The sequence below is a fragment of the Advenella mimigardefordensis DPN7 genome, assembly GCF_000521505.1.
GTDB lineage: Bacteria > Pseudomonadota > Gammaproteobacteria > Burkholderiales > Burkholderiaceae_B > Advenella > Advenella mimigardefordensis.
On sequence record NZ_CP003915.1, the window covers coordinates 767,003 to 787,579 of the forward strand.

The window sequence follows — 20,577 nt, forward strand, 5'->3', positions numbered from 1 at the left end:
GACGCGTGAAGTGTGACTTTTAAGCGGTAAACTAGCTGCTTTATTTTCTGATCCGTAGTGTAATGCAAGTCATGTGGATATGAACCGGCCCTGAAACGTGAATGAACTGATTCCTACCCGCCGATTTGACCGATTTTTCGAGCAACTCCTGTTCTCCAGGGTGTTTTCGATGGTGATCGGCTGGATTTTGTGCGTTGCGTTACCTTATGTCCTGATGTGGGGGCCGCTAGCGGTATGGTCGCCCAATAACGGGCAGCAGACTGCCCTTGTGGTCACAACGGTGGCATCGTTGCTGGCCAATATTGCTGTATTCAGGCTGCTCACCCGCTATCCCGGCGGGCGCAATGCGGCCCTGGTCGCGCCGCAGATACTGGCTATTTATCTGATCCTGTCCTTGTTCGTGTTGATTCTGCGACAGGAAGTGTCCCGCTATTTGCTGCTTGCCAGCGGTGTTGCCTCATTTATATGGCTGCATGTTGAGTTCATGACATTACAGCGCCTTAAACGCATTAAATTGGCGGCAGTCAACCTGGGACGGGCAAAAGATCTGGCGAACATTTCCTCCATCACGGTTCGTTTTCTGCAGGAGCCGGACTTACATGGTCTGCGCTACGATGGCGTGGTTGCCGATTTCAATGCCATAGACGCGACCTGGGAACGCTTCCTCACCAAATGCGTGCTCAATGGCATTGCGGTGTACAACGCAAGAAATCTGCTGGAGTCTTTGACCGGCAGGGTATCAATCAAAAAGATGTCAGAAAACGACATAGGATCGTTATTACCAAGCAAAAACTATGAACGCCTGAAGTATCTGTTTGATGTGGGCTTTGTCATCGTGTCGCTGCCCATTGTGCTGATCATCTGCCTGATTACTGCCATTTGTATTCGTATAGACAGCAAGGGCCCGATACTGTTTGCGCAAACCCGCATCGGCCGGGGAAACCGTCCTTTCACGCTGTATAAATTTCGAAGTATGGTTTATTCCAAGTGTGATGACCCGGAACGGTTTGCCGACGAAAATGATGACCGGGTCACCCGGGTCGGGCGCTTCATCCGATGTACCCGAATAGACGAGTTGCCGCAATTTCTGAATATCCTGAAGGGCGAAATGAGTCTGATCGGCCCGCGTCCGGAACAGCCGAGTTTTGTCCGGCAATTCGATGAAGTTATTCCGTTTTATAGCTATCGTCATGTCCTGAAGCCTGGCATCACCGGCTGGGCGCAGGTTCGCTCAGGTTATGCCGCCGACATTGATGAGACACAATTGAAAATAGAGCATGATTTTTACTACATTAAAAATGCATCCATTGCGCTGGATATTTATATTGTCTTTCTGACTGTGAAAACCGTGTTTACGGGTTTTGGTTCCCGATAGTGAAAAAAGACACGATGGCAGCTTTTGACGGAGTGTTCGTTATTTTTGACAGAGTATCCGTTATTTATAATGTAAATTTCTATACATCGTGTAAAAATTATATTAAAACCGGACGGTTTGAAACATTCACAAATCTGGACGGATGCTGGCGCTGGCATTGACAGTTGCGATGGAGTAGAGTTTCTCGTTTATCGTTTCATAAGCATGGAATATAACTATTATGCCTAAAAACTTAATCCCCACGGTTTTATGCGGTGGTGCCGGTTCACGGCTTTGGCCAATTTCCCGGGAGGGTCATCCCAAGCCGTTTATTCGCCTCCCTGACAATCAAAGCCTGCTGCAAAAGTCCTTTTTGCGTGGGCTGGCCATCGGTGGGGTGGAAGAAATCATAACGGTTACGAATCGCGAACTTTTTTTTCAAACCGAAGACGAGTTGGCTGAGCTCAATCTGCGCGATATTCAGATGAACTACATCCTCGAACCGTTTGGGCGCAATACCGCTGCTGCGATTGTTGCGGCCGCGCTGGCGGCAACGAAGGACCACGGAGAAGACGCCATTTTATTGGTACTGGCCGCAGATCATCTGGTGTCAGACAAGGAAGCGTTCCGGCAGGCCGTGATCAAGGCGATCGAACTGGCTGAGAATGGTCGTCTGGTCACGTTCGGCATTAAGCCTACCCACCCCGAAACCGGTTACGGCTATATTGAAGCGAACGGCTCCGATGTCGTGCGCTTTGTTGAAAAACCCGAAGCACAGGTTGCTCAGGAATATATGGATTCCGGGCGATTCTACTGGAATTCAGGTATGTTCTGCTTTCGGGCAGATGTTATTTTGCGAGAGCTGGAAATCTGCAGCCCGGATATCGTGTCAGCGGTCAAGGCCTGCATGGCCGAGTCAAAAACGCTACGCGGTGATCGGCAAACGCAGCTCAATCTTGATCCCGAGACATTCCGGCTGGTGCCCGATATTTCCATCGACTATGCGGTCATGGAAAAATCCAGTGTGGTCTCGGTCGTACCATGTGATATTGGCTGGAGTGACATCGGGTCCTGGGCGGCACTGGGCGCAATAGGCGAACAGGACGAGAACGGCAATCGTGTTGAAGCGCAGGCCATGCTGCACGATGTAAAAAACTGCTATATCAAAAGCGATGCGCGGTTTGTGGGGGCAATTGGTCTTGACAATCTGGTCATTGTTGACACACCGGATGCCTTGCTTGTTGCCGACAAGGCCCATAGCCAGGATGTCAAAAAAATATATACGCAGCTGAAAAAAGAAGGCAACGAGCTGTATAAATGGCATCGCACGGTATACCGCCCCTGGGGAAGTTATACTGTTCTTGAAGACAGCGATCGCTTTAAAATGAAGCGTCTTGAGGTTAAACCGGGCGGTCGCCTCAGCTTGCAGATGCACCACCATCGCAGCGAACACTGGATCGTTGTCAGCGGCATGGCAAAGGTTGTCAATGGCGATCGGGAAATGCTGATCAATACCAATGAATCCACTTATATTCCTGCCGGACATAAACACCGTCTGGAAAATCCGGGTGTGATTGATCTTGTCCTGATTGAAGTACAAAGCGGGGAATATCTGGGCGAAGACGATATTGTCAGATTTCAGGATGTATACGGGCGAGTCGAGTAATCGTCATTCACTCGCAGTAACGCGAAACCAAATTTAGAGAGAAGTTGAATAAAATGAAAAAGGCCATAGTTACGGGTGTGTCGGGACAGGACGGCGCATATCTGAGCCAGTTGCTGCTGGACAAGGGTTATACGGTATTTGGTACCTTTCGTCGCACCAGTTCGGTTAATTTCTGGCGTATCGAAGAGCTTGGGATCCAGAACCATCCAAATCTGCATTTGGTGGAGTACGACCTGACCGATCTGGGGGCCAGTATATCTCTGCTCAATAAATGCGAGCCTGACGAAGTGTATAACCTTGCAGCGCAAAGCTTTGTCGGTGTCAGCTTCGAACAGCCATCTACGACCGCGCAAATTACCGGGGTGGGTGCGTTGAATCTGCTGGAAGCGATACGGCTGGTTAACACCAAGATTCGCTACTATCAGGCAAGCACTTCGGAAATGTTTGGTAAGGTGCAGGCAGTTCCCCAGAAGGAGGACACGCCATTCTATCCGCGCAGTCCTTACGGGGTTGCGAAGCTGTTTGCGCACTGGATGACCGTCAATTATCGTGAAAGCTACGATATATTTGGGTGCAGCGGGATTTTGTTTAATCACGAGAGTCCCTTGCGTGGTCGTGAATTCGTGACCCGTAAAATCACCGATAGTGTCGCCAAAATAAAATTGGGCCAACTGGACGTTCTTGAACTGGGTAATCTCAATGCAAAACGGGACTGGGGATTTGCTAAGGAATATGTAGAAGGCATGTGGCGAATGCTGCAGGCTAATCAGCCAGACACATTTGTGCTGGCTACAAACCGTACAGAAACGGTACGTGATTTTGTACGGCTGGCGTTCAAAGGTGCGGGAATAGACGTTGAATTCTTCGGCAAGGATGAAAACGAAACGGCGGTCGATTCGACAACAGGTAAGGTCGTCATGACGATAAACCCGAAATTCTACCGTCCTGCCGAGGTTGAGCTGCTGATCGGCGATCCCTCAAAAGCGAAGGCAGTGCTGGGTTGGCAGCCCACAACGTCACTTGAATCCCTGTGCGAAATGATGGTTAAGGAAGATCTGCGCCGCAATGAACAAGGTTTTTCTTTTTGACGCACGATATGGCATCCAACGAACCTAAACGGGTACTGGTTACCGGTGCATCCGGATTTACCGGTCAATATGTCACGACAGAACTAAAAAAAGCAGGGTACCGGGTTATAACGCTAGGCTCAAAACCGGCTGAGGGTAAAGACTGCTTTCAGGTGGATCTTCTTGACAGTGAGCAACTGACCGCCGTTGTTCAGCAGAGCAGGCCGGATCATGTCATCCATCTGGCCGCCATAGCGTTTGTTGCTCACGCCGATGCCAGGGCGTTTTACGATGTCAATTTGATCGGTACACGATATCTGCTGCAAGCATTGAGCATGTCTGATCATCCGCTCACATCAGTCCTTTTGGTTAGCAGCGCGAATGTTTACGGAAATTCCTCCGCCGGTAGCCTGTCGGAACAGACTGCGCCTGATCCTGTGAACGATTATGCTGTCAGCAAACTTGCCATGGAGTATATGGCGCACACTTACCGGGCCAAATTACCCCTTATCATTACCAGGCCGTTCAATTACACCGGTGTCGGTCAGGAGTCGCATTTTGTCATTCCGAAAATCGTTTCGCATTTTCGCGAACGGAAGTCTGAAATTGAACTGGGCAATCTGCAGGTGTGGCGGGATTTCGGTGATGTACGCAAAGTAGCGCAAGCCTACCGGCAATTGATAGAAACGCCCGCTGCCGTCGGTCATACGATTAATATCAGTACGGGCAAGGCGACGTCATTGGGAGAAATCATTGGCATTTGTGAACAGATCACCGGACATTCCCTTGATGTGAAAGTCAATCGCGCTTTTGTGCGGGAAAATGAAGTGCAGACGCTGACCGGCAATTCAGATCTTCTGCGGTCGCTTATTCCCGACTGGAGTCCGCTGGATATCAGGGATACCTTGAGCTGGATGCTGACCGGAGATGACGTCTCCTCACCTGCATAATAGGATAGCCTTGAAAGTTCTGCATATCTTTAAAACGTACTACCCGGATACATATGGTGGTATCGAAGAAGTCATTTATCAACTGGTCACGCATAGTGCCGACGTAGGTGTTCATGCCGAGGTTTTTACGCTCAGTAAAGAGGTGCCTCGCGCGATCCCGGAGGACTTTGACGGGCATCTGGTGCACCGGATAAAACGAAACTTTGAGTTCGCCTCAACGACGTTTTCATGGTCGGCTTTTAACTATTTTCGAAAACTGTCCAGAGAGTTTGATCTCATTCATTATCATTTCCCGTGGCCAGCCATGGATTTGTTGCATTTTTACGCAAATCACGGCAAGCCATCCGTTGTTACTTATCAATCCGATATCATCAAACAGAAAATGTTGCTGCAACTTTATAAGCCGTTGCAACAGCGATTCCTCAGCAATGTGCAGGCAATTGTCGCGACGACGCCCAATTACGTGAATAGCAGTCCTGTGCTTGGGCAATATTTAGAGAAAATAACCATTATTCCTAATGGCATTGAGCCGGTGCCACTCACCGATGCAATCAAAGAAAGAATAAAATACTGGGAAACAACGCTGTCCGGGCCGTTTTTTCTGTTCGTTGGCGCCTTGCGGTATTACAAGGGGCTGGATACGCTTCTGGAGGCGGCCACTAAAGTACCCTATCCTGTGATTATTGCCGGTGCCGGTTTTGAGGAGGCCAACCTGAAGCAGATCGCGCGTACCAAAGGGCTCACGAATGTGATGTTTGTTGGCGCGATTTCTGAAGAGGACAAGCATGCACTCTTATATCTGAGTTATGGCTTTGTTTTCCCTTCCTGTACACGCACCGAAGCCTACGGTATTGTATTAATTGAGGCTTCAATGTATGGCAAGCCTATGATTACATGTGAGATCGGCACCGGAACGAGCTACATCAATCTGGATGGCGAAACCGGAATCGTGGTTCCGCCCCGGAATCCGGAGGCGCTTGCCGGGGCCATGGAAGCACTGTGGCAAAATCCGGCATTGGCGCAGCAATATGGACAAACGGCGAAGTTGCGGTACGAACGGCATTTCACTGCAAATCAAATGATGCAAAGCTATGCTGAACTTTATCGAAAATGTCTGCAAAACGGCACAGCTCCTGGCCTGTAAGCCGGCATAACAAGGAACTTATATTGTGGTGTTTTCACAAATGATGAGTGCAGTGTGGCGTTACCGAAGTTTCATATTGGGAAGTGTGAAACGTGAGTTTCAGTCGAAATACAGAAACTCGCTGCTGGGCGCTACCTGGATGGTGCTCAATCCATTGGCGATGATCATCGTGTATACGGTCATCTTTTCCCAGTTAATGAAGGCTCGCCTGCCGGGCGTAACGATGCCGTTTGCGTACAGCATTTATTTGTGCGCAGGCGTACTCACATGGGGATTATTTTCCGAGATTGTAAGTAAGGCGCAGAACGTTTTTGTCGATAACGCAGGACTATTGAAAAAGCTGAGTTTTCCGCGATTGTGCCTTCCTGTCATTGTGATTGCCAACGGCCTGGTCAACTTTTCGATTGTGTTCGGGCTTTTCACTATATTCATTGTCTTTTCCGGGCATTTCCCGGGCGTCGTGTATCTTGGTATTTTTCCGCTTTTGGTGCTCCTGGTGCTGTTCGCCATTGGTCTGGGCATCACCATTGGCGTGCTGAATGTTTTCTTCCGTGATGTCGGGCAGTTTTTTGGTATTGTTCTTCAGTTCTGGTTCTGGCTCACCCCTATCGTGTATGTATCTAACGTGTTGCCTGAAAAGGTGCAGAACTATCTGAGATACAACCCAATGGTTCCCATTATTGAGTCATTCCAGACAATTTTTGTGCATGCGCAATGGCCCGATTGGGGAGGCTTGTGGCTGGTAACGCTTGAAACGGTTTTTTTATGTGTCATTGGACTGAGATTGTTTCGTAAACACGTTGGTGAAATGGTGGATGAGCTGTAATGGGCACAATAACCGTAAAAAATCTGGGTAAGGCATACAAGCAGTATAAAACGCACTGGTCCCGACTGGCTGACTGGATCCTGCCAGGAAAGCGCCAATATTTTGATCTGAAGTGGATTTTGCAGGATGTCAATTTTTCGGTGCAGGCCGGAGAGGCTGTGGGCATCATCGGTATAAACGGTGCGGGAAAGAGCACTTTGTTAAAGATGATTACCGGCACAACGCTACCGACGACAGGGACGATAGATATCTCCGGGCGCATTGCGGCGCTGCTGGAGCTGGGCATTGGATTTCATTCAGATTTTACCGGACGGCAGAACGTTTATATGGCAGGGCAGTTGATGGGATACTCGGTTGATGAGATTGCCCAGTTAATGCCGGAGATCGAAGCGTTTGCAGAAATCGGAACCTATATTGATATGCCGGTACGAGTGTATAGCAGCGGTATGCAGATGCGGCTGGCATTCAGCGTGGCCACGGCCAAGCGCCCCGAGGTGCTGATCATTGATGAAGCCCTTTCGGTTGGTGACGCATACTTCCAGCATAAAAGTTTTGACCGGATTCGTGAATTTAACAGTCAGGGGACTACGCTGCTGATTGTCAGTCATGACAAGAGCGCTATTCAAAGTATTTGTGACAGAGCCATTTTGCTGAATGCCGGAAAGGTTGCCATGGAGGGTGCACCTGAAGCGGTGATGGATTACTACAATGCCCTATTGTCTGACAAGGAAAAACAAACCGTCACTCAGGAAAGAAATAGTGAGGGGAAAATCCAGACGATTTCGGGCAGTCGTGAGGTAACGATTGCCAACGTTGAGTTATTGAATCAGGAGGGAGTGAGCAGCGAGATAGTGAACGTTGGTCAGGCTGTCCGATTGCGAATTCGTCTTCAGACGCACAGTGAAATACCCGAATTGGTGGTTGGCTATATGATCAAAGACCGTCTGGGTCAGGTTATCTTTGGCACCAATTCTTATCATTTGAAGCGTATTCTACACAAGCTTCCGGCAAATCAGGCCCTGGAGTATGTTTACGACTTTACGGCAAATCTGGGTGAGGGAACTTACTCTATTTCGATTTCGGTTCATTCTTCCGATACCCATATCGCGAAGAATTATGAATGGCGCGATCTGGCGCTGGTGTTTAACGTTGTAAACAGCGATAAGGAATCCTTTATCGGAACCTCCTGGTTACCTCCGACACTGGAGATAAAGCAATGACTGATCAGTTTTATGCGCAGTTCGAAGCCTCGTTTCGTGGGACGCGAGAGCAAATCAAGAACCGGCTCAGAGTCTATTTGCCATTTGTCTTGCCATTGCGTGACATTCATGAACCGTGTTCTGCGCTGGATTTGGGTTGTGGACGGGGAGAGTGGCTGGAATTGCTCAGTGAATTTCAAATTGATGCTCAGGGTGTCGATTTGGATGCGGGTATGCTCGACTACTGCCGCGCACGTCATCTGTCTGTCGTTCAGGAGGATCTGATCGGGTATTTAAAGCGACAACCTGATCAGCACTTTTCGGTTATCACCGCCTTTCATGTTGTTGAACATATTCATTTCGACGACTTACGGACACTTGTTGCCGAAGCGCTTCGGGCGCTGAAGCCAGGCGGGTTGCTGGTGATGGAAACCCCGAACCCTGAAAATGTCTATGTGGGCACCACCACCTTTTACATGGATCCCACTCACCGAACGCCCATCCCACCCGATTTGCTTGCATTCACTGCGAAATATGAGGGGTTCAGCAGGGTCAAGCTGTTGCGACTGCAGGAAGATCCGGCAATGGTTGCTAAAGAGGAACTGGTGCTGCTGGATGTATTCAAGGGGGTGAGTCCCGATTATTCCATCGTTGCGCAGAAATCTGCGAGCGAGTCGGAGATGCAGCAAACAGCCAACGCATTTTCTGCTGAATATGGCATCGGACTGGATGAGATCATCAACCGGCACGATGCACAACATGCATTGCGTCAGAGCCAGGTCGATCAGCGTTTTGCTTCCATGCAGCAAGACATTTCGTCGTCCACCGCCGCTGTTGATGAAATAAGCGAATCACTTCCTGAGCAACTGGATGCCTTACAGCGTCAGCTCAATGCGCTGAAAGCGCAAATGGATAGCAGTATGACGCAGCTGCAACAGTCCATTCAGGATATACACAGCAGTACTTCATGGCGCATAACCAAACCACTCAGATGGGCAGGTCATCAGGGACTGCTCCTCAGAGAGCGTGGCATCAAAAGGCGCCTCATTGACTTCTGCAAAAAAGTCGGGAAGCCAACCGCTGGAGCGGCAATGGTCTGGTTCGCTCGTCATCCGGTTATGAAGCAGCGGCTTATCGATCTGCTTAAGGCTATCGGGCTTTACGCAACGCTCAAGTCACTGGCCTTCCGGTTGATGGCCGCAGATGGCAGGCAGACAACCCATTCTATGACCGTGCCTGAAAATATATACAATGCGTCGACGTATCTGACACCCCGTGGCAGAGAGATTTATCGTTTACTGGATGAGAAAATCACAACCCGTTCAGACGACGAGAAGGTGAAATAATATGCGCATAGTTATTGATATGCAGGGATTGCAAACGCTCAGTCGCCTGCGTGGTATCGGAAGATACACGCTGGCGTTTACCCGTGCCCTGATTCGGAATGCACAGGATGATGAAGTCTGGCTGTTGCTGAACAAGGGTCTGGTTGATCCTGCAGAGCCTGTATATGACGAATTTGCCGATTTGTTACCGCCGGAGCGCCTGATCGAGTTTCGGGCGCCTGCTGATATTACCTGGGAGCCACCGCAGTCCGTCTGGAATCGGAATGCAGCGGAGCTTGCACGGGAGGCATTTTTGAGGCAGCTGATGCCGGATGTCGTGCTCAATACCAGTCTTTTCGAAGGAGCAACAGTTAGTGATGCAGTGACTTCAGTGGGCAAGTTGCCCGGACACCTGAGAACGGCGGTCGTATTTTATGATTTGATCCCGTTTCTTGATCAAAAAAAATATCTGGGTGCCGACTGGGTCAAAGAATGGTATTTCGACAAACTTGAGAGTGTCAAACGCGCAGACCTGCTGCTTGCCATTTCTGATTCCTCCCGACAGGAAGCCATTGATCATCTGCACGTTGAGCAGGATCACATCGTTAATATTTCGTCTGCCTGCAGCGATATTTTCAAAAAACAAATCTATACGGATGAAGAGCGCCGGCAATTTAACGACAAGCTTGGCATTTCCGATTCTTTCGTTCTCTACAACGGTGCGTTTGACAGCCGGAAAAATATCGAAAATCTGATCGCCGCATACGCGCGTATGCCCGGCGAACTGAGAGATCGCTATCAACTGGTTCTTTCGGGAGGTTGTGAACCAACCTATCAGCAGGTCTTATCTGCTTTGGCGGAACGATTGAATGTCTCCGGTCGGGTCGTTATGACCGGCAGGGTCACGGACGACGAACTCGTGTATCTGTTTAATTGCTGCGAGTTGACGGTCAGCCCATCACTGCATGAGGGCTTTGGACTGCCTGCGCTCGAAGCGATGGCCTGTGGAGCACCATCTATCGGCTCGAACGTGACCAGCATTCCGGAAGTGATCGGTCTGCAGGATGCCCTGTTCGACCCTTTGGACCCGGACTCCATTGCCGACAAAATGGTCAAAATCCTGACTGATCAGCATTTCAGGCAGTTATTGACAGACCACCATGCGGTTCAGGTGAAAAAGTTTTCCTGGGATCAGGTTGCGCAGACAGCACTCCAGGCCTTGCGAAAAATGGCACCTGGTGACTCAGCCATCCGTAAGAACTGGAATGCGTATATGGCGGAGATTCGCTCCATCCGGACTGAGCTGATAGATAAACTGTCTGATACTGACAGCAAAACATCTCAGCCTACCGAGCACGACCTGCGGGTGCTTGCAGCGTGCATTGCTGAAAATGAGGCTACCGCGGAGCGAATCAATGCAGCACAGGTATTGCCCGAGAAGCTGACCTGGCGTCTGGGCGGTCCATTCGATAGCAGCTATAGTCTTGCTATTGTCAATCGCCATCTTGCATTGGCATTAGGCAGACAAGGACATCACGTTGCACTTCATTCCACAGAAGGGCCTGGGGACTTTCCTGCCAATAAGGCATTCCTTGATGCCAATCCTGAATTGGCGCGAATGCATGCGTACAACGAGGAAGCGGACGACGATAAAATCAATGTCAGCAGCCGTAACCTTTATCCTCCGCGTGTCAATGACATGCAGGGGCGTTTGAACCTGCTGCACTTATACGCATGGGAAGAGTCCGGATATCCGGTGGACTGGATTGAGGACTTCAACAGCTATTTACAGGGCATGGTCGTTGTATCCACGCACGTAAAGAAAATATTGATCGATCATGGCTTGCACGTTCCGGTAGTGGTATCGGGTAACGGCACGGATCATTGGGCCTCTCTTGAGGCGGCTCCGCGGTTTGCCGTCAAGGGCAAGGGGTTCAGGTTTCTGCATGTCTCGTCATGTTTTCCTCGCAAAGGTGTAGAAGAGCTGTTATCTGCCTATGGCCAGGCGTTTACACGTCATGATGACGTGACGCTGATCATCAAGACGTTTCCGAATCCTCACAATCTGGTGCATGAGTGGCTCGCTACAGAAAGGCAAAATCGGCCTGATTACCCGGACGTGAGCATCCTGGAACAGGATATTACTGAAGCCGAACTCAAGAGCCTGTATACGCAGTGTCATGCATTGGTCGCGCCAAGTCGTGCAGAAGGCTTCGGATTGCCAATGGCCGAAGCCATGCTATCGGGCTTGCCAGTGATCACGACCGGCTGGAGTGGTCAGACCGATTTTTGTAATGACGATACCGCGTGGCTGGTCGATTTTGATTTTGAACGCGCGCAAAGTCATCTGGAACTGTTCGATTCTGTCTGGGCACGACCACGGGTCGACGATCTGGCACGACAAATGAAAGTCGTATTTGACATGCCGGAAGCGGACAGATCGAAAAAGGTGAGTGCTGGCAAGACGCTATTGCAGGAACGCTATAAATGGTCGGATGTCGCTGCGATGCACGTCAAGGCTGCCAGATCATGGGCAGGCCGTACGGAAACAGAGACGCCACGCATTGGCTGGATGTCAACCTGGAATACGCGATGTGGCATCGCGACCTATTCGGCTCATCTTATTGAACAGATGCCTGAAGTCTTCACCGTGTTTGCTGCTCATACGAACGAGTTGATCGGCTCTGATGCTGCCAATATCAAGCGAAGCTGGATGAATGACGACAGTGAAGACCTGAAGAAACTGGAAAGTGAGATTCTGGAAAGTGGCATTCAAACACTGGTCATTCAATTTAATTTCGGCTTTTTTCATTTTGAGCATCTGAATCGTTTCATCAGCAATCTGACGGACGCGGGGGTGCAGGTTGTGATAACGCTTCATTCCACGCAAAATCCGCCAGGAAAAGCGGATAAAGATCTAAGGCTTTTGCTGGATGCGTTGAAACGATGTGTCCGCATCCTGGTGCATGCGCCGGGTGACTTGAATCGGCTCAAGGCGCTGGGTCTGATCGATAATGTGACGTTGTTTCCGCATGGCGTTAAAGGCGGCTATGCCCTTGCGCGTGCACAGACAACTAATCAGGTCAATAAGCCTTTTATTATCTCGAGTTATGGGTTCTTTTTGCCGCATAAAGGGCTGATCGAACTTATCAAAGCCACGGCACAACTGATCCGTCAGGGAAGAAACGTCAGGCTGAAAATGATCAATGCCGAATATCCTGTCGCCGACTCTACGAATTTGATTGCGCAGGCGCAGCAAGTGGCAAGAAAGCTTGGTATTGAAGACGCTGTTGTTTTCAATACCGCATTCCTGCCGGACGAAGTCAGCCTGAATGAACTATCTGAATCAGATCTGATTGTGTATCCCTATCAGGAAACGGGCGAGTCTGCCAGCGGCGCAGTCCGGTATGGCCTGGCTATTGGTGTGCCGGTAGCGGTGACTCCTCTTTCTATTTTCGATGATGTCGGACAGGCGGTTTTCAGGCTCCCTGGTACACAGATTCAGGATATTGCTAACGGTATTTCTGCACTGATGGACCAGATTCAGGAGAATGCCGCACCTGTCAAAAAGGTACAGGAGGAAGCTGATCGCTGGCGGAGGGAGCATAGTTATGATCGTCTGTCGCAGCGTCTTTTCAATATGATCAAGGCACTTCAGAATGATGCACGGACCGGCTCCGATGACATGCCGACTGCGCGCCCTGCCGATGAGTAATGATCATGTCGCAACGCGCAGCCCACTTGTCAAGTTGATGATTATTTCTGGAGTACAGCCATGATCGGGCGTATTGGTGTAGGGGCGACGGTGTTGGCCCGAGGTACACGAACCGGGCATATTGATGGAATCGGAACCTACACGCAGGCACTGTGTACGCAACTGGCCTCTATAAAGGAGATTGATGTATGTACGGTTTCCTGGCAGGAGCCAATGACAGCGTCCATCACGGGGGAGCATCTGACGCTGCCAAAAATCCGCATGGAGTATGACCTGGCCGCCAGTGCGCTTACCGGCAAAAGTTCGTTCAATAGCAGCGAGATTGAAGCCCGCTTCTCACTGTTTCATGCGGCGGACCATTTTATTCCCCGGCTACGCAAAACACCGGTGATCGCCAGTCTGATGGACCCCATACCGTTAATGTATCCGGAATGGGTCAATCAGCGCGCCCGAAAACTGAAGAACTGGCTCTTTCGAAAGGAAGCAACCTGGGCAGATCATTACATCACCATTTCACACGCGGTGGTTGACGATCTGGTGAAGTACTTTCATCTTTCCAGAAGTAATATCACCGTGATTCCATTGGGCGTCGACGATATCTATTTCAACAGGCCGTCGCAGGATATGACAGTTGCCACGCTTGAAAAATATCATCTCGACCCGGGTTTTTTTCTGTTTATAGGCACAATACAGCCAAGAAAGAATCTAAAAACCCTGCTGGATGCTTTCGTGATGCTGCCGCCCGAGATGCAGAAACGTCATCCGCTCATTGTGGCCGGCCGTTTGGGATGGGGGTGTGAAGACGAGATACGCAAGCTGAAGCAACTCGAGATCCAGGGCGTTGCCAAATGGCTGGATTACATCAGCCTGGATGATAAACGTGTTCTGCTTTCCAATGCACGATGCCTCGTCTTTCCGTCGCTCTACGAAGGCTTTGGTTTACCCGCTCTTGAGGCATTCGCTTGCGCCTTGCCCGTCATTGGTTCGAACACAACTGCCCTTGCCGAGGTGGTTGATGATGCGGGCTTGCAGGTAGATCCGCTGAATGCAAATGCATTAAGTGGGGCGATGCAGACGATAGCCAGCGATGAATCAATGGCAGTCGAACTGGGAGAGAAGGGCAGAGCCCGAGCGCGTACCTATACATGGAAGGCAACGGCTGAGAAAACAGTTGAGGTCTACAGAAAATATCTGTAATTGAATAATAAGCGGGTTGACCCGGTTGCGAGTGAAATAATATGGCGTTGCAAAAATCTTCCAATTACCGGGCAGACATCGACGGATTGCGCGCGATCGCGATACTGGGCGTGTTGGTATTTCATGTCTTTCCAGAGTATCTGACAGGCGGATTTGTCGGTGTTGACGTTTTTTTCGTGATATCGGGCTATCTGATATCAACAATTATTTTTTCGAAGCTGTACACGGGCACATGGCGCTTTTATGATTTTTACAATCATCGCGTTAAGCGGTTGTTTCCGGCATTGCTCGCTGTACTACTGGCGACGCTTTATGTCGGCTGGTTCAGTCTGTTTACAGATGAGTTTTTACAACTGGGTTCGCATGTGCTGGCAGGTTCATTGTTTGTGCAGAACTTTCTGCTCTGGAGTGAAGCCGGCTATTTTGATGTCGCGTCCACACTTAAGCCGCTGACGCATTTATGGTCACTTGCCATTGAAGAGCAGTTCTATCTTTTTTATCCCGTGCTGATCCTGGTACTGTGGCGATTGCGCCTGAATCTTTTCTATGCGCTATTGATCCTGTTTGTTTTTTCCTTTGGATACAATGTCTACCTCGTTGGCCACGACGATGTTGCCCTGTTCTATTCGCCCCTGACGCGCGCCTGGGAATTGCTGATAGGCAGTCTGTTAGCTTATGGTCCTTATTTGACTGAAAACAGGCAAAAGCAGGGTGGCATTTCACGTACCATCAGCCGGACGAGACTGTTTAATGTGGGCTCATCTGAAGCTCCCGCAACAGCCGCCAATCATGTCACTTCCTTTCTTGGATTAATACTGATTTTTATCGCAGTATTCGGCATCCGGGATGGGAGTCATTATCCAGGCTGGCGGGCGATCCTGCCGGTGCTGGGGTCGTTTTTGTTGCTCAGAGCGGGAGCGGCTGCATGGGTAAATAAATATCTACTTGCGCACCCCGTGATGGTGTTCATCGGAGCGATCAGTTACCCCCTTTATCTCTGGCATTGGCCGATTATTTCATTTGTGCACATTCTGGTACCAGACGCTTCCGTCGCCGTACGCTTGGCAGCCATGATCCTTTCGGTTGTGTTGGCGTGGCTGACATACCGATTTATTGAAGTGCCTGTTCGTTTCGGAAACAGGGGACTACGGCTTGTGCCTGCTACGCTTTGTGTTGGAATGATCGCTGTTGCCGGTATTGGTCTATCGATTGTGCAGTTTCAGGGAATGCCTGAACGACCGGTGAATGCAAGCAATCGCGTTATAGATACAGGTAAGGCACTGGCAGGGCCCGTCGCATTCATTCAGAAGGGCTGCGGCCTGGCACAGGCGGACGTAGGCGATTTTTTTGGATGCCTGCATGATACGCGCGGACTGCCCAAAATCGCCTTGTACGGCGATAGCAAGGCAGGCGCGTTTTCGGCCGGCTTGCTGAGTCGCTCTACACCGGAAACGCCCTGGCTGTTCATTGGTGGTAACGGACCGCGAGGTGGAACGGTACCTGTCATTAATCATGACTTCCCGGCTTACGCGATATACACAGAGCTTACGGAGAAAGCGTTTGACGCCCTATTGAAGTCCGAGGCAGACCTCGTGGTTTTGTACACTGCGACCAGAGCACTGTTTCAGCTCGGGGATAACGGGACGCTTGATGAGTTGCCGGATAGCCCATTGTCCGATGAAGCCTATAACGGCCTGAATCGGGCCGTCGATGTCCTGGTTCGTGGCGGTAAGAAAGTGGTACTGATGGTGGATAATCCAACGCTGCCGGATCCCAAGCAGTGTATAGGCAGGGTCACGGAAATAGGATGGCTCAATACTGCGCTGGCGCTGCGCCCTGGTTTCCGTTGCCATATTCCCTACGACGAACAATTGAAATTGTCTGAAAAATATCGTGTCGTGCTTGATAAGGTAAGTAAAAACTATCCTGACCAGGTGCGGATATTTGATCCCACCCGGTTGCTGTGTAATATGACGGAGGGACAATGCACGTCTATGCTCAATGGCAGGCTGATGTATAGCAATACAGACCATATTTCGGAGTATGCCAGTCTGATTATTGCCGATAAACTGATTCCCTTTGTCGAAGGCTTTAGTCGGAATGAACCGGCAGACGACAGGTTTGAATTGCAGCGTTACAGGCCAAAATAAATGATAATTTGGATCGGAACCCGGATTCAGGACGATTGGAATCCCGGGTTTATCCTGGCGGGGTATAACAGCTGTACGGCTGTTTTGGCGTAAATAAAAGATGATCAATCTTGTCAAAGAGTTATTCTTTTTTGGGTTTGCTGGTGTGCTCGGTTTTCTTGTTGATACCGGCATCCTTTACCTGTTGAAAGATAGCATAGGGAATTATTGGGGGCGTGCGGTATCGTTTCTTGCTGCCGTCCTGGTTACGTGGACTGTTAACCGGAACCTTGCATTTCGTCATAAATCGTCAAATAAGGGTCTTGTTAGAGAGTTTTTCCACTATTTCCAATTGATGCTGATCGGCGGTGCCGCCAATTATCTGACCTTCGTGCTCTTAGTAGACAATATTGCAATTGTGTCCCGTCATCCTGTACTGGGGGTGGCTGGGGGCAGCCTGGCTGGATTATTGATCAATTTTATGCAATTGCGCTTTGTCATATTTCGGCATAAAAAGCATTAAATCGGGCGATGCCGCCATTGCGTACGGCATTAATGTTGAAAATGTCGTGCAGTCGCATTCCAAGGCATGCTGCCTGGTTGAGCTGGAACAATTGATAAGGATTCCAAACAATATTTACAGATGCATATACAGCACCAGGGGTGTCGCATCATCGATTTGTATTAACATATCCCGGTCATACCAATAAAGAAAGGCCCTGATGTCCCTGTTTTCAACGACCTCCAAAACGCAGTCCGCATCCTATGAACCAGGTGTTGATGGTCTACGCGCCCTTGCGGTGATTGCCGTCCTGTTTTTCCACGCAGGTTTTCAGGCGTTCAGTGGTGGTTATATCGGGGTAGATGTCTTTTTTGTCATTTCAGGCTATCTGATCACCGGGATTTTGTTCAACAGCTGCATTGAAGGCAAATTCTCGTTTTTGCGCTTTATGGCGCGGCGTATTGCCCGCCTGTATCCGGCCTTGCTGCTCACTCTGGTACTGTGTCTGATTGCCGGATTCCTGCTGTTTTCGCCGGATGACTATGTGGCCCTGGCCGATTCCAGCGTCTTTGCCCTGTTTTCGGTCTCCAATTTCCGCTTCTGGCTGGTGTCCGGCTACTTCGACACCTCATCGGAAACCAACCCGTTGCTGCACACGTGGTCGCTGGGTGTAGAGCAGCAGTTTTATCTGATCTGGCCGTTTGTCATTTATCTTGTGTATCGGCTCAATCGGGCTCTACTGCCGTGGGTGCTCCTGGCGCTTGGGGTGGCGTCGCTGGCCTTGTCGCAATGGTATTTGTCGGTAGACACATCGGCCAATTATTATCTGACGCCCTTTCGCGTGTTCGAGTTCGCCATCGGCGGCCTGATGGTGTTTGCCGTGGATTATCGCAAGCGCCATACGCCGGGCGTGATTCAGTACGAAATCATTATGGCGGTGGGTATCGCGCTGCTGCTGTACAGTATCTTTGTCTATGACAAAACCACGACATTCCCAGGGCTACACGCTTTGGTACCCGCCATTGGCGCCGCATTGTGCATTTATGCCAGTCCGGCAAAGTATCTGGGCAATATTTTCAGAAATCGCGCCATGGTCACGGTGGGGCTGATTTCCTATTCGATGTATCTGATCCACTGGCCGCTGATCGTCTTCTATAAATACTTTATCTATCGACCATTGTTCCTGTCCGAAAAATGGGCGCTGGTGATTGCACCGTTTATTCTGGGTTATCTGATGTACGTGCTGGTGGAAAACCGGTATCGTCGTGTGGATCTGTACAGCTGGTATTTTGGCCAGACCATTCAGCGCGTTTGTGCATTGGCGGTGATTCTGGTGCCGGCACTCATGATCATGACCAGCAACGGCATGAGCTTTCGGATGAATGACTATTTTGTCGAGCATATGGCCAACTCCCCCCGTTTCCATGAGGAACAGTACGGCGGGGAAGGGTTTTCCATGGGCAGCCAGGTACTGGGGGACGCCGATGGTCGACGCAAGTCTGCCGTCCTGCTGGGCGACAGCTATGCCAGACAGTATGCCTTTGGCCTGAATCAGACGCTGGCCGCCAATAAAAAATGGGTGGATACTTCATTTGAAGATGGTTGTTTTTTTGGGCCTGGCTATACTCGCCTGCTTGACGGCGTGCCGCGCAAGGATTGTGTGGAACGGCTGGACTATGCCCTGAATGAGGCAAAATTGTCCAGAGTGCCGCTGCTGTACGCAGTCAGCTATCAGAATTATCAGAAGACCATGGGTACGGTTGACGGCAAGCGGGTGGATTTTCCCAATACCGAGGCCTATGTCACTTTTCTGGAAAAGAACTTCGACGCCATTCATGAACGTATCGGCCTGACCAATAAACTTGTGATTATCGGCACGCCGCCGGGAGCGGGTTCCCAGGTAGGGCTGGCTTCATGCGTTGATCGACCGGGCTACCTGCCGCTGGTGTGCGCCAAATATCTGGAACTCAATGAAGAAAAGGGTAATGCATATGCGCTGAATCGCAGCCTGGAAAAATATGCGCAGAGCCACAAAAATGTGGAGTTCGTCAATCCCTATTCGGTATTGTGTGAAGCGGGACGTTGCGTGACGATGATCAAGCGCAAGCAGTTTCTGTATTCCGATGGCACCCATTTGTCCAAGCAGGGGTCGGCCTTCGTAATACAGGGCTTGTGGCCCAGGCTCAATGCTATTTTCGGGAAATAATGCCTGGATGACGGGCTGATACAGGACCGGGCCGGCATCCGGCTGCGTAGTGGCATGGCCTGAGGCAAACGACAGCCCTGGAGGCACGCAATTGCCTGATGCAAAAAAAGCGGCAGTAAGCCGCTTTTGGGGATTCATTTTGCAGGATGGGCGTCCCACGGGTTCATTTATGCGCTCCGGCAGGGGGCGGCGCCCGTGCTTATTACTCCTGTATCTTGCGAATCAGCCCTTCCTGGGTCGTGGAGGCGATCAGGTCTCCCTGGCTGCTGTACACATGCGCCCGGCAAAACCCGCGGGCATTGCTGGCGCTGGGTGACTCCAGCGAATAGAGCAGCCATTCGTCCATCCGGAACGGCCGGTGGAACCAGATCGCATGGTCAATGGTGGCCATTTGCATGCTTTTGGAAAAGGGCGTCTGGTTATGTGGCAGCAGCGAGGTAAACAGCAGATAGAAATCTGATGTATAGGCCAGCATGGCACGGTGCAGCAGTGGGTTATCGGGCAGTTTGTCTGCGGCGCGAAACCAGATATGCGCCTTCGGATCGTAATTGCCCGGCTTGAGCATTTGAGCGGGTTCCACGGGACGCATCTCAATCGCAAAGTCCCGTCCTACCAGACTGGCCAGACGTTTGGGCAGCTTATGCTCGAAGTCGGCGATCAGCTGTTTTTCATTTTTCAGGGAATCGGGTGGCGCCACAACCGGTGCAGGCGTCTGGTGTTGAAAGCCCGGTTCCTCACCCTGGAAACTGCTGCTCATAATGAAAATGGGCTGGTCCAGTTGCGAGGCGATGACGCGTCTGGCTGAAAAACTGCCCCCGTCACGAGTGCGTTCCACTTCAAAGCGTATGGGTTTGCTGGTATCGCCCGGGCGCAAAAAGTACGAGTGCAGTGAATGCACCGCCCGACCCGGACTGACCGTTAGTGACGCGGCCATCAGGGACTGGCCGAGTACCTGCCCGCCAAAGATGCGGCCGGTACCAAAGATGTCAGTGCTAATGCCATTAAAAACGTCATTACCCAGCGATTCGACCTGAAGTTGCTCAATGAGGTCTGGCAGTACGTTCTGATTATCCATAGATGTGCATTCTGACAAATGAGGAAAAAGGCCGATTCTAGCAGAAGCGTTCGAGCTGCAGCTTGCGGTTAATTAACCATTATGGCCGTATACGGCCATTGTCGCCAATAGTTTTTGCAGCTCGATACAATTTTGGACAGCCTTTAATAAGCCGTTCTATAATGCCGCACACGCTAAGCTCTCGCTTTGTTATATGCTTTACGAAAAGGAACATCGAATGCC

At 50.4% G+C, this 20,577-nt stretch carries 14 protein-coding genes; 13 read left to right on the forward strand and 1 reads right to left on the reverse strand.

What is annotated here, in order from left to right:
- Window positions 1-97: 97 nt before the first annotated feature.
- From MIM_RS23470 to MIM_RS21975, 13 genes are all read left to right on the forward strand, one after another.
- Window positions 98-1,375, forward strand: coding sequence for a sugar transferase (locus MIM_RS23470; RefSeq protein WP_052342266.1), 1,278 nt, complete (start codon window positions 98-100; stop codon window positions 1,373-1,375).
- 220 nt (window positions 1,376-1,595) lie between these two features.
- A complete protein-coding gene (locus MIM_RS03555; protein WP_025371391.1) occupies window positions 1,596-3,020 on the forward strand; it encodes a mannose-1-phosphate guanylyltransferase/mannose-6-phosphate isomerase in 1,425 nt (474 codons plus the stop codon).
- 53 nt (window positions 3,021-3,073) lie between these two features.
- Window positions 3,074-4,108 carry a GDP-mannose 4,6-dehydratase gene (gene gmd / locus MIM_RS03560; RefSeq protein WP_042069919.1) on the forward strand — a complete coding sequence of 345 codons (1,035 nt, stop codon included), beginning with the start codon at window positions 3,074-3,076 and terminating at the stop codon, window positions 4,106-4,108.
- Window positions 4,105-5,037 carry an NAD-dependent epimerase/dehydratase family protein gene (locus MIM_RS03565; protein WP_245592809.1) on the forward strand — a complete coding sequence of 311 codons (933 nt, stop codon included), beginning with the start codon at window positions 4,105-4,107 and terminating at the stop codon, window positions 5,035-5,037. Before gmd ends, MIM_RS03565 begins: the two co-directional genes overlap by 4 nt.
- A gap of 10 nt (window positions 5,038-5,047) precedes the next feature.
- Complete coding sequence (locus MIM_RS03570) at window positions 5,048-6,181, forward strand: glycosyltransferase family 4 protein (protein WP_025371394.1); 1,134 nt, start codon at window positions 5,048-5,050, stop codon at window positions 6,179-6,181.
- 40 nt (window positions 6,182-6,221) lie between these two features.
- Complete coding sequence (locus MIM_RS03575) at window positions 6,222-7,007, forward strand: ABC transporter permease (protein WP_025371395.1); 786 nt, start codon at window positions 6,222-6,224, stop codon at window positions 7,005-7,007.
- Window positions 7,007-8,227 carry an ABC transporter ATP-binding protein gene (locus tag MIM_RS03580; RefSeq protein WP_025371396.1) on the forward strand — a complete coding sequence of 407 codons (1,221 nt, stop codon included), beginning with the start codon at window positions 7,007-7,009 and terminating at the stop codon, window positions 8,225-8,227. The genes MIM_RS03575 and MIM_RS03580 overlap by 1 nt, the downstream gene beginning before the upstream one ends.
- Window positions 8,224-9,552, forward strand: a complete 1,329-nt coding sequence (locus MIM_RS03585) for a class I SAM-dependent methyltransferase (protein WP_025371397.1) — start codon at window positions 8,224-8,226, stop codon at window positions 9,550-9,552. The genes MIM_RS03580 and MIM_RS03585 overlap by 4 nt, the downstream gene beginning before the upstream one ends.
- Window position 9,553: 1 nt before the next feature.
- A complete protein-coding gene (locus MIM_RS03590) occupies window positions 9,554-13,246 on the forward strand; it encodes a glycosyltransferase (protein ID WP_025371398.1) in 3,693 nt (1,230 codons plus the stop codon).
- A gap of 60 nt (window positions 13,247-13,306) precedes the next feature.
- Complete coding sequence (locus MIM_RS03595) at window positions 13,307-14,443, forward strand: glycosyltransferase family 4 protein (RefSeq protein ID WP_042069924.1); 1,137 nt, start codon at window positions 13,307-13,309, stop codon at window positions 14,441-14,443.
- A 41-nt stretch (window positions 14,444-14,484) separates the two neighbouring features.
- Window positions 14,485-16,593 carry an acyltransferase family protein gene (locus tag MIM_RS21970; RefSeq protein WP_025371399.1) on the forward strand — a complete coding sequence of 703 codons (2,109 nt, stop codon included), beginning with the start codon at window positions 14,485-14,487 and terminating at the stop codon, window positions 16,591-16,593.
- A gap of 100 nt (window positions 16,594-16,693) precedes the next feature.
- Window positions 16,694-17,095 (forward strand): GtrA family protein, encoded by a 402-nt coding sequence (locus MIM_RS03605; RefSeq protein ID WP_025371400.1) that lies wholly within the window; start codon window positions 16,694-16,696, stop codon window positions 17,093-17,095.
- A gap of 199 nt (window positions 17,096-17,294) precedes the next feature.
- Window positions 17,295-19,280 carry an acyltransferase family protein gene (locus MIM_RS21975; RefSeq protein ID WP_025371401.1) on the forward strand — a complete coding sequence of 662 codons (1,986 nt, stop codon included), beginning with the start codon at window positions 17,295-17,297 and terminating at the stop codon, window positions 19,278-19,280.
- Between the two features lie 202 nt (window positions 19,281-19,482).
- Here MIM_RS21975 and MIM_RS03615 read toward each other — a convergent pair whose 3' ends face one another.
- On the reverse strand, window positions 19,483-20,355 hold the full coding sequence (locus MIM_RS03615; protein ID WP_025371402.1) for an acyl-CoA thioesterase: 873 nt from the start codon (window positions 20,353-20,355) through the stop codon (window positions 19,483-19,485).
- Window positions 20,356-20,577: the final 222 nt, after the last annotated feature.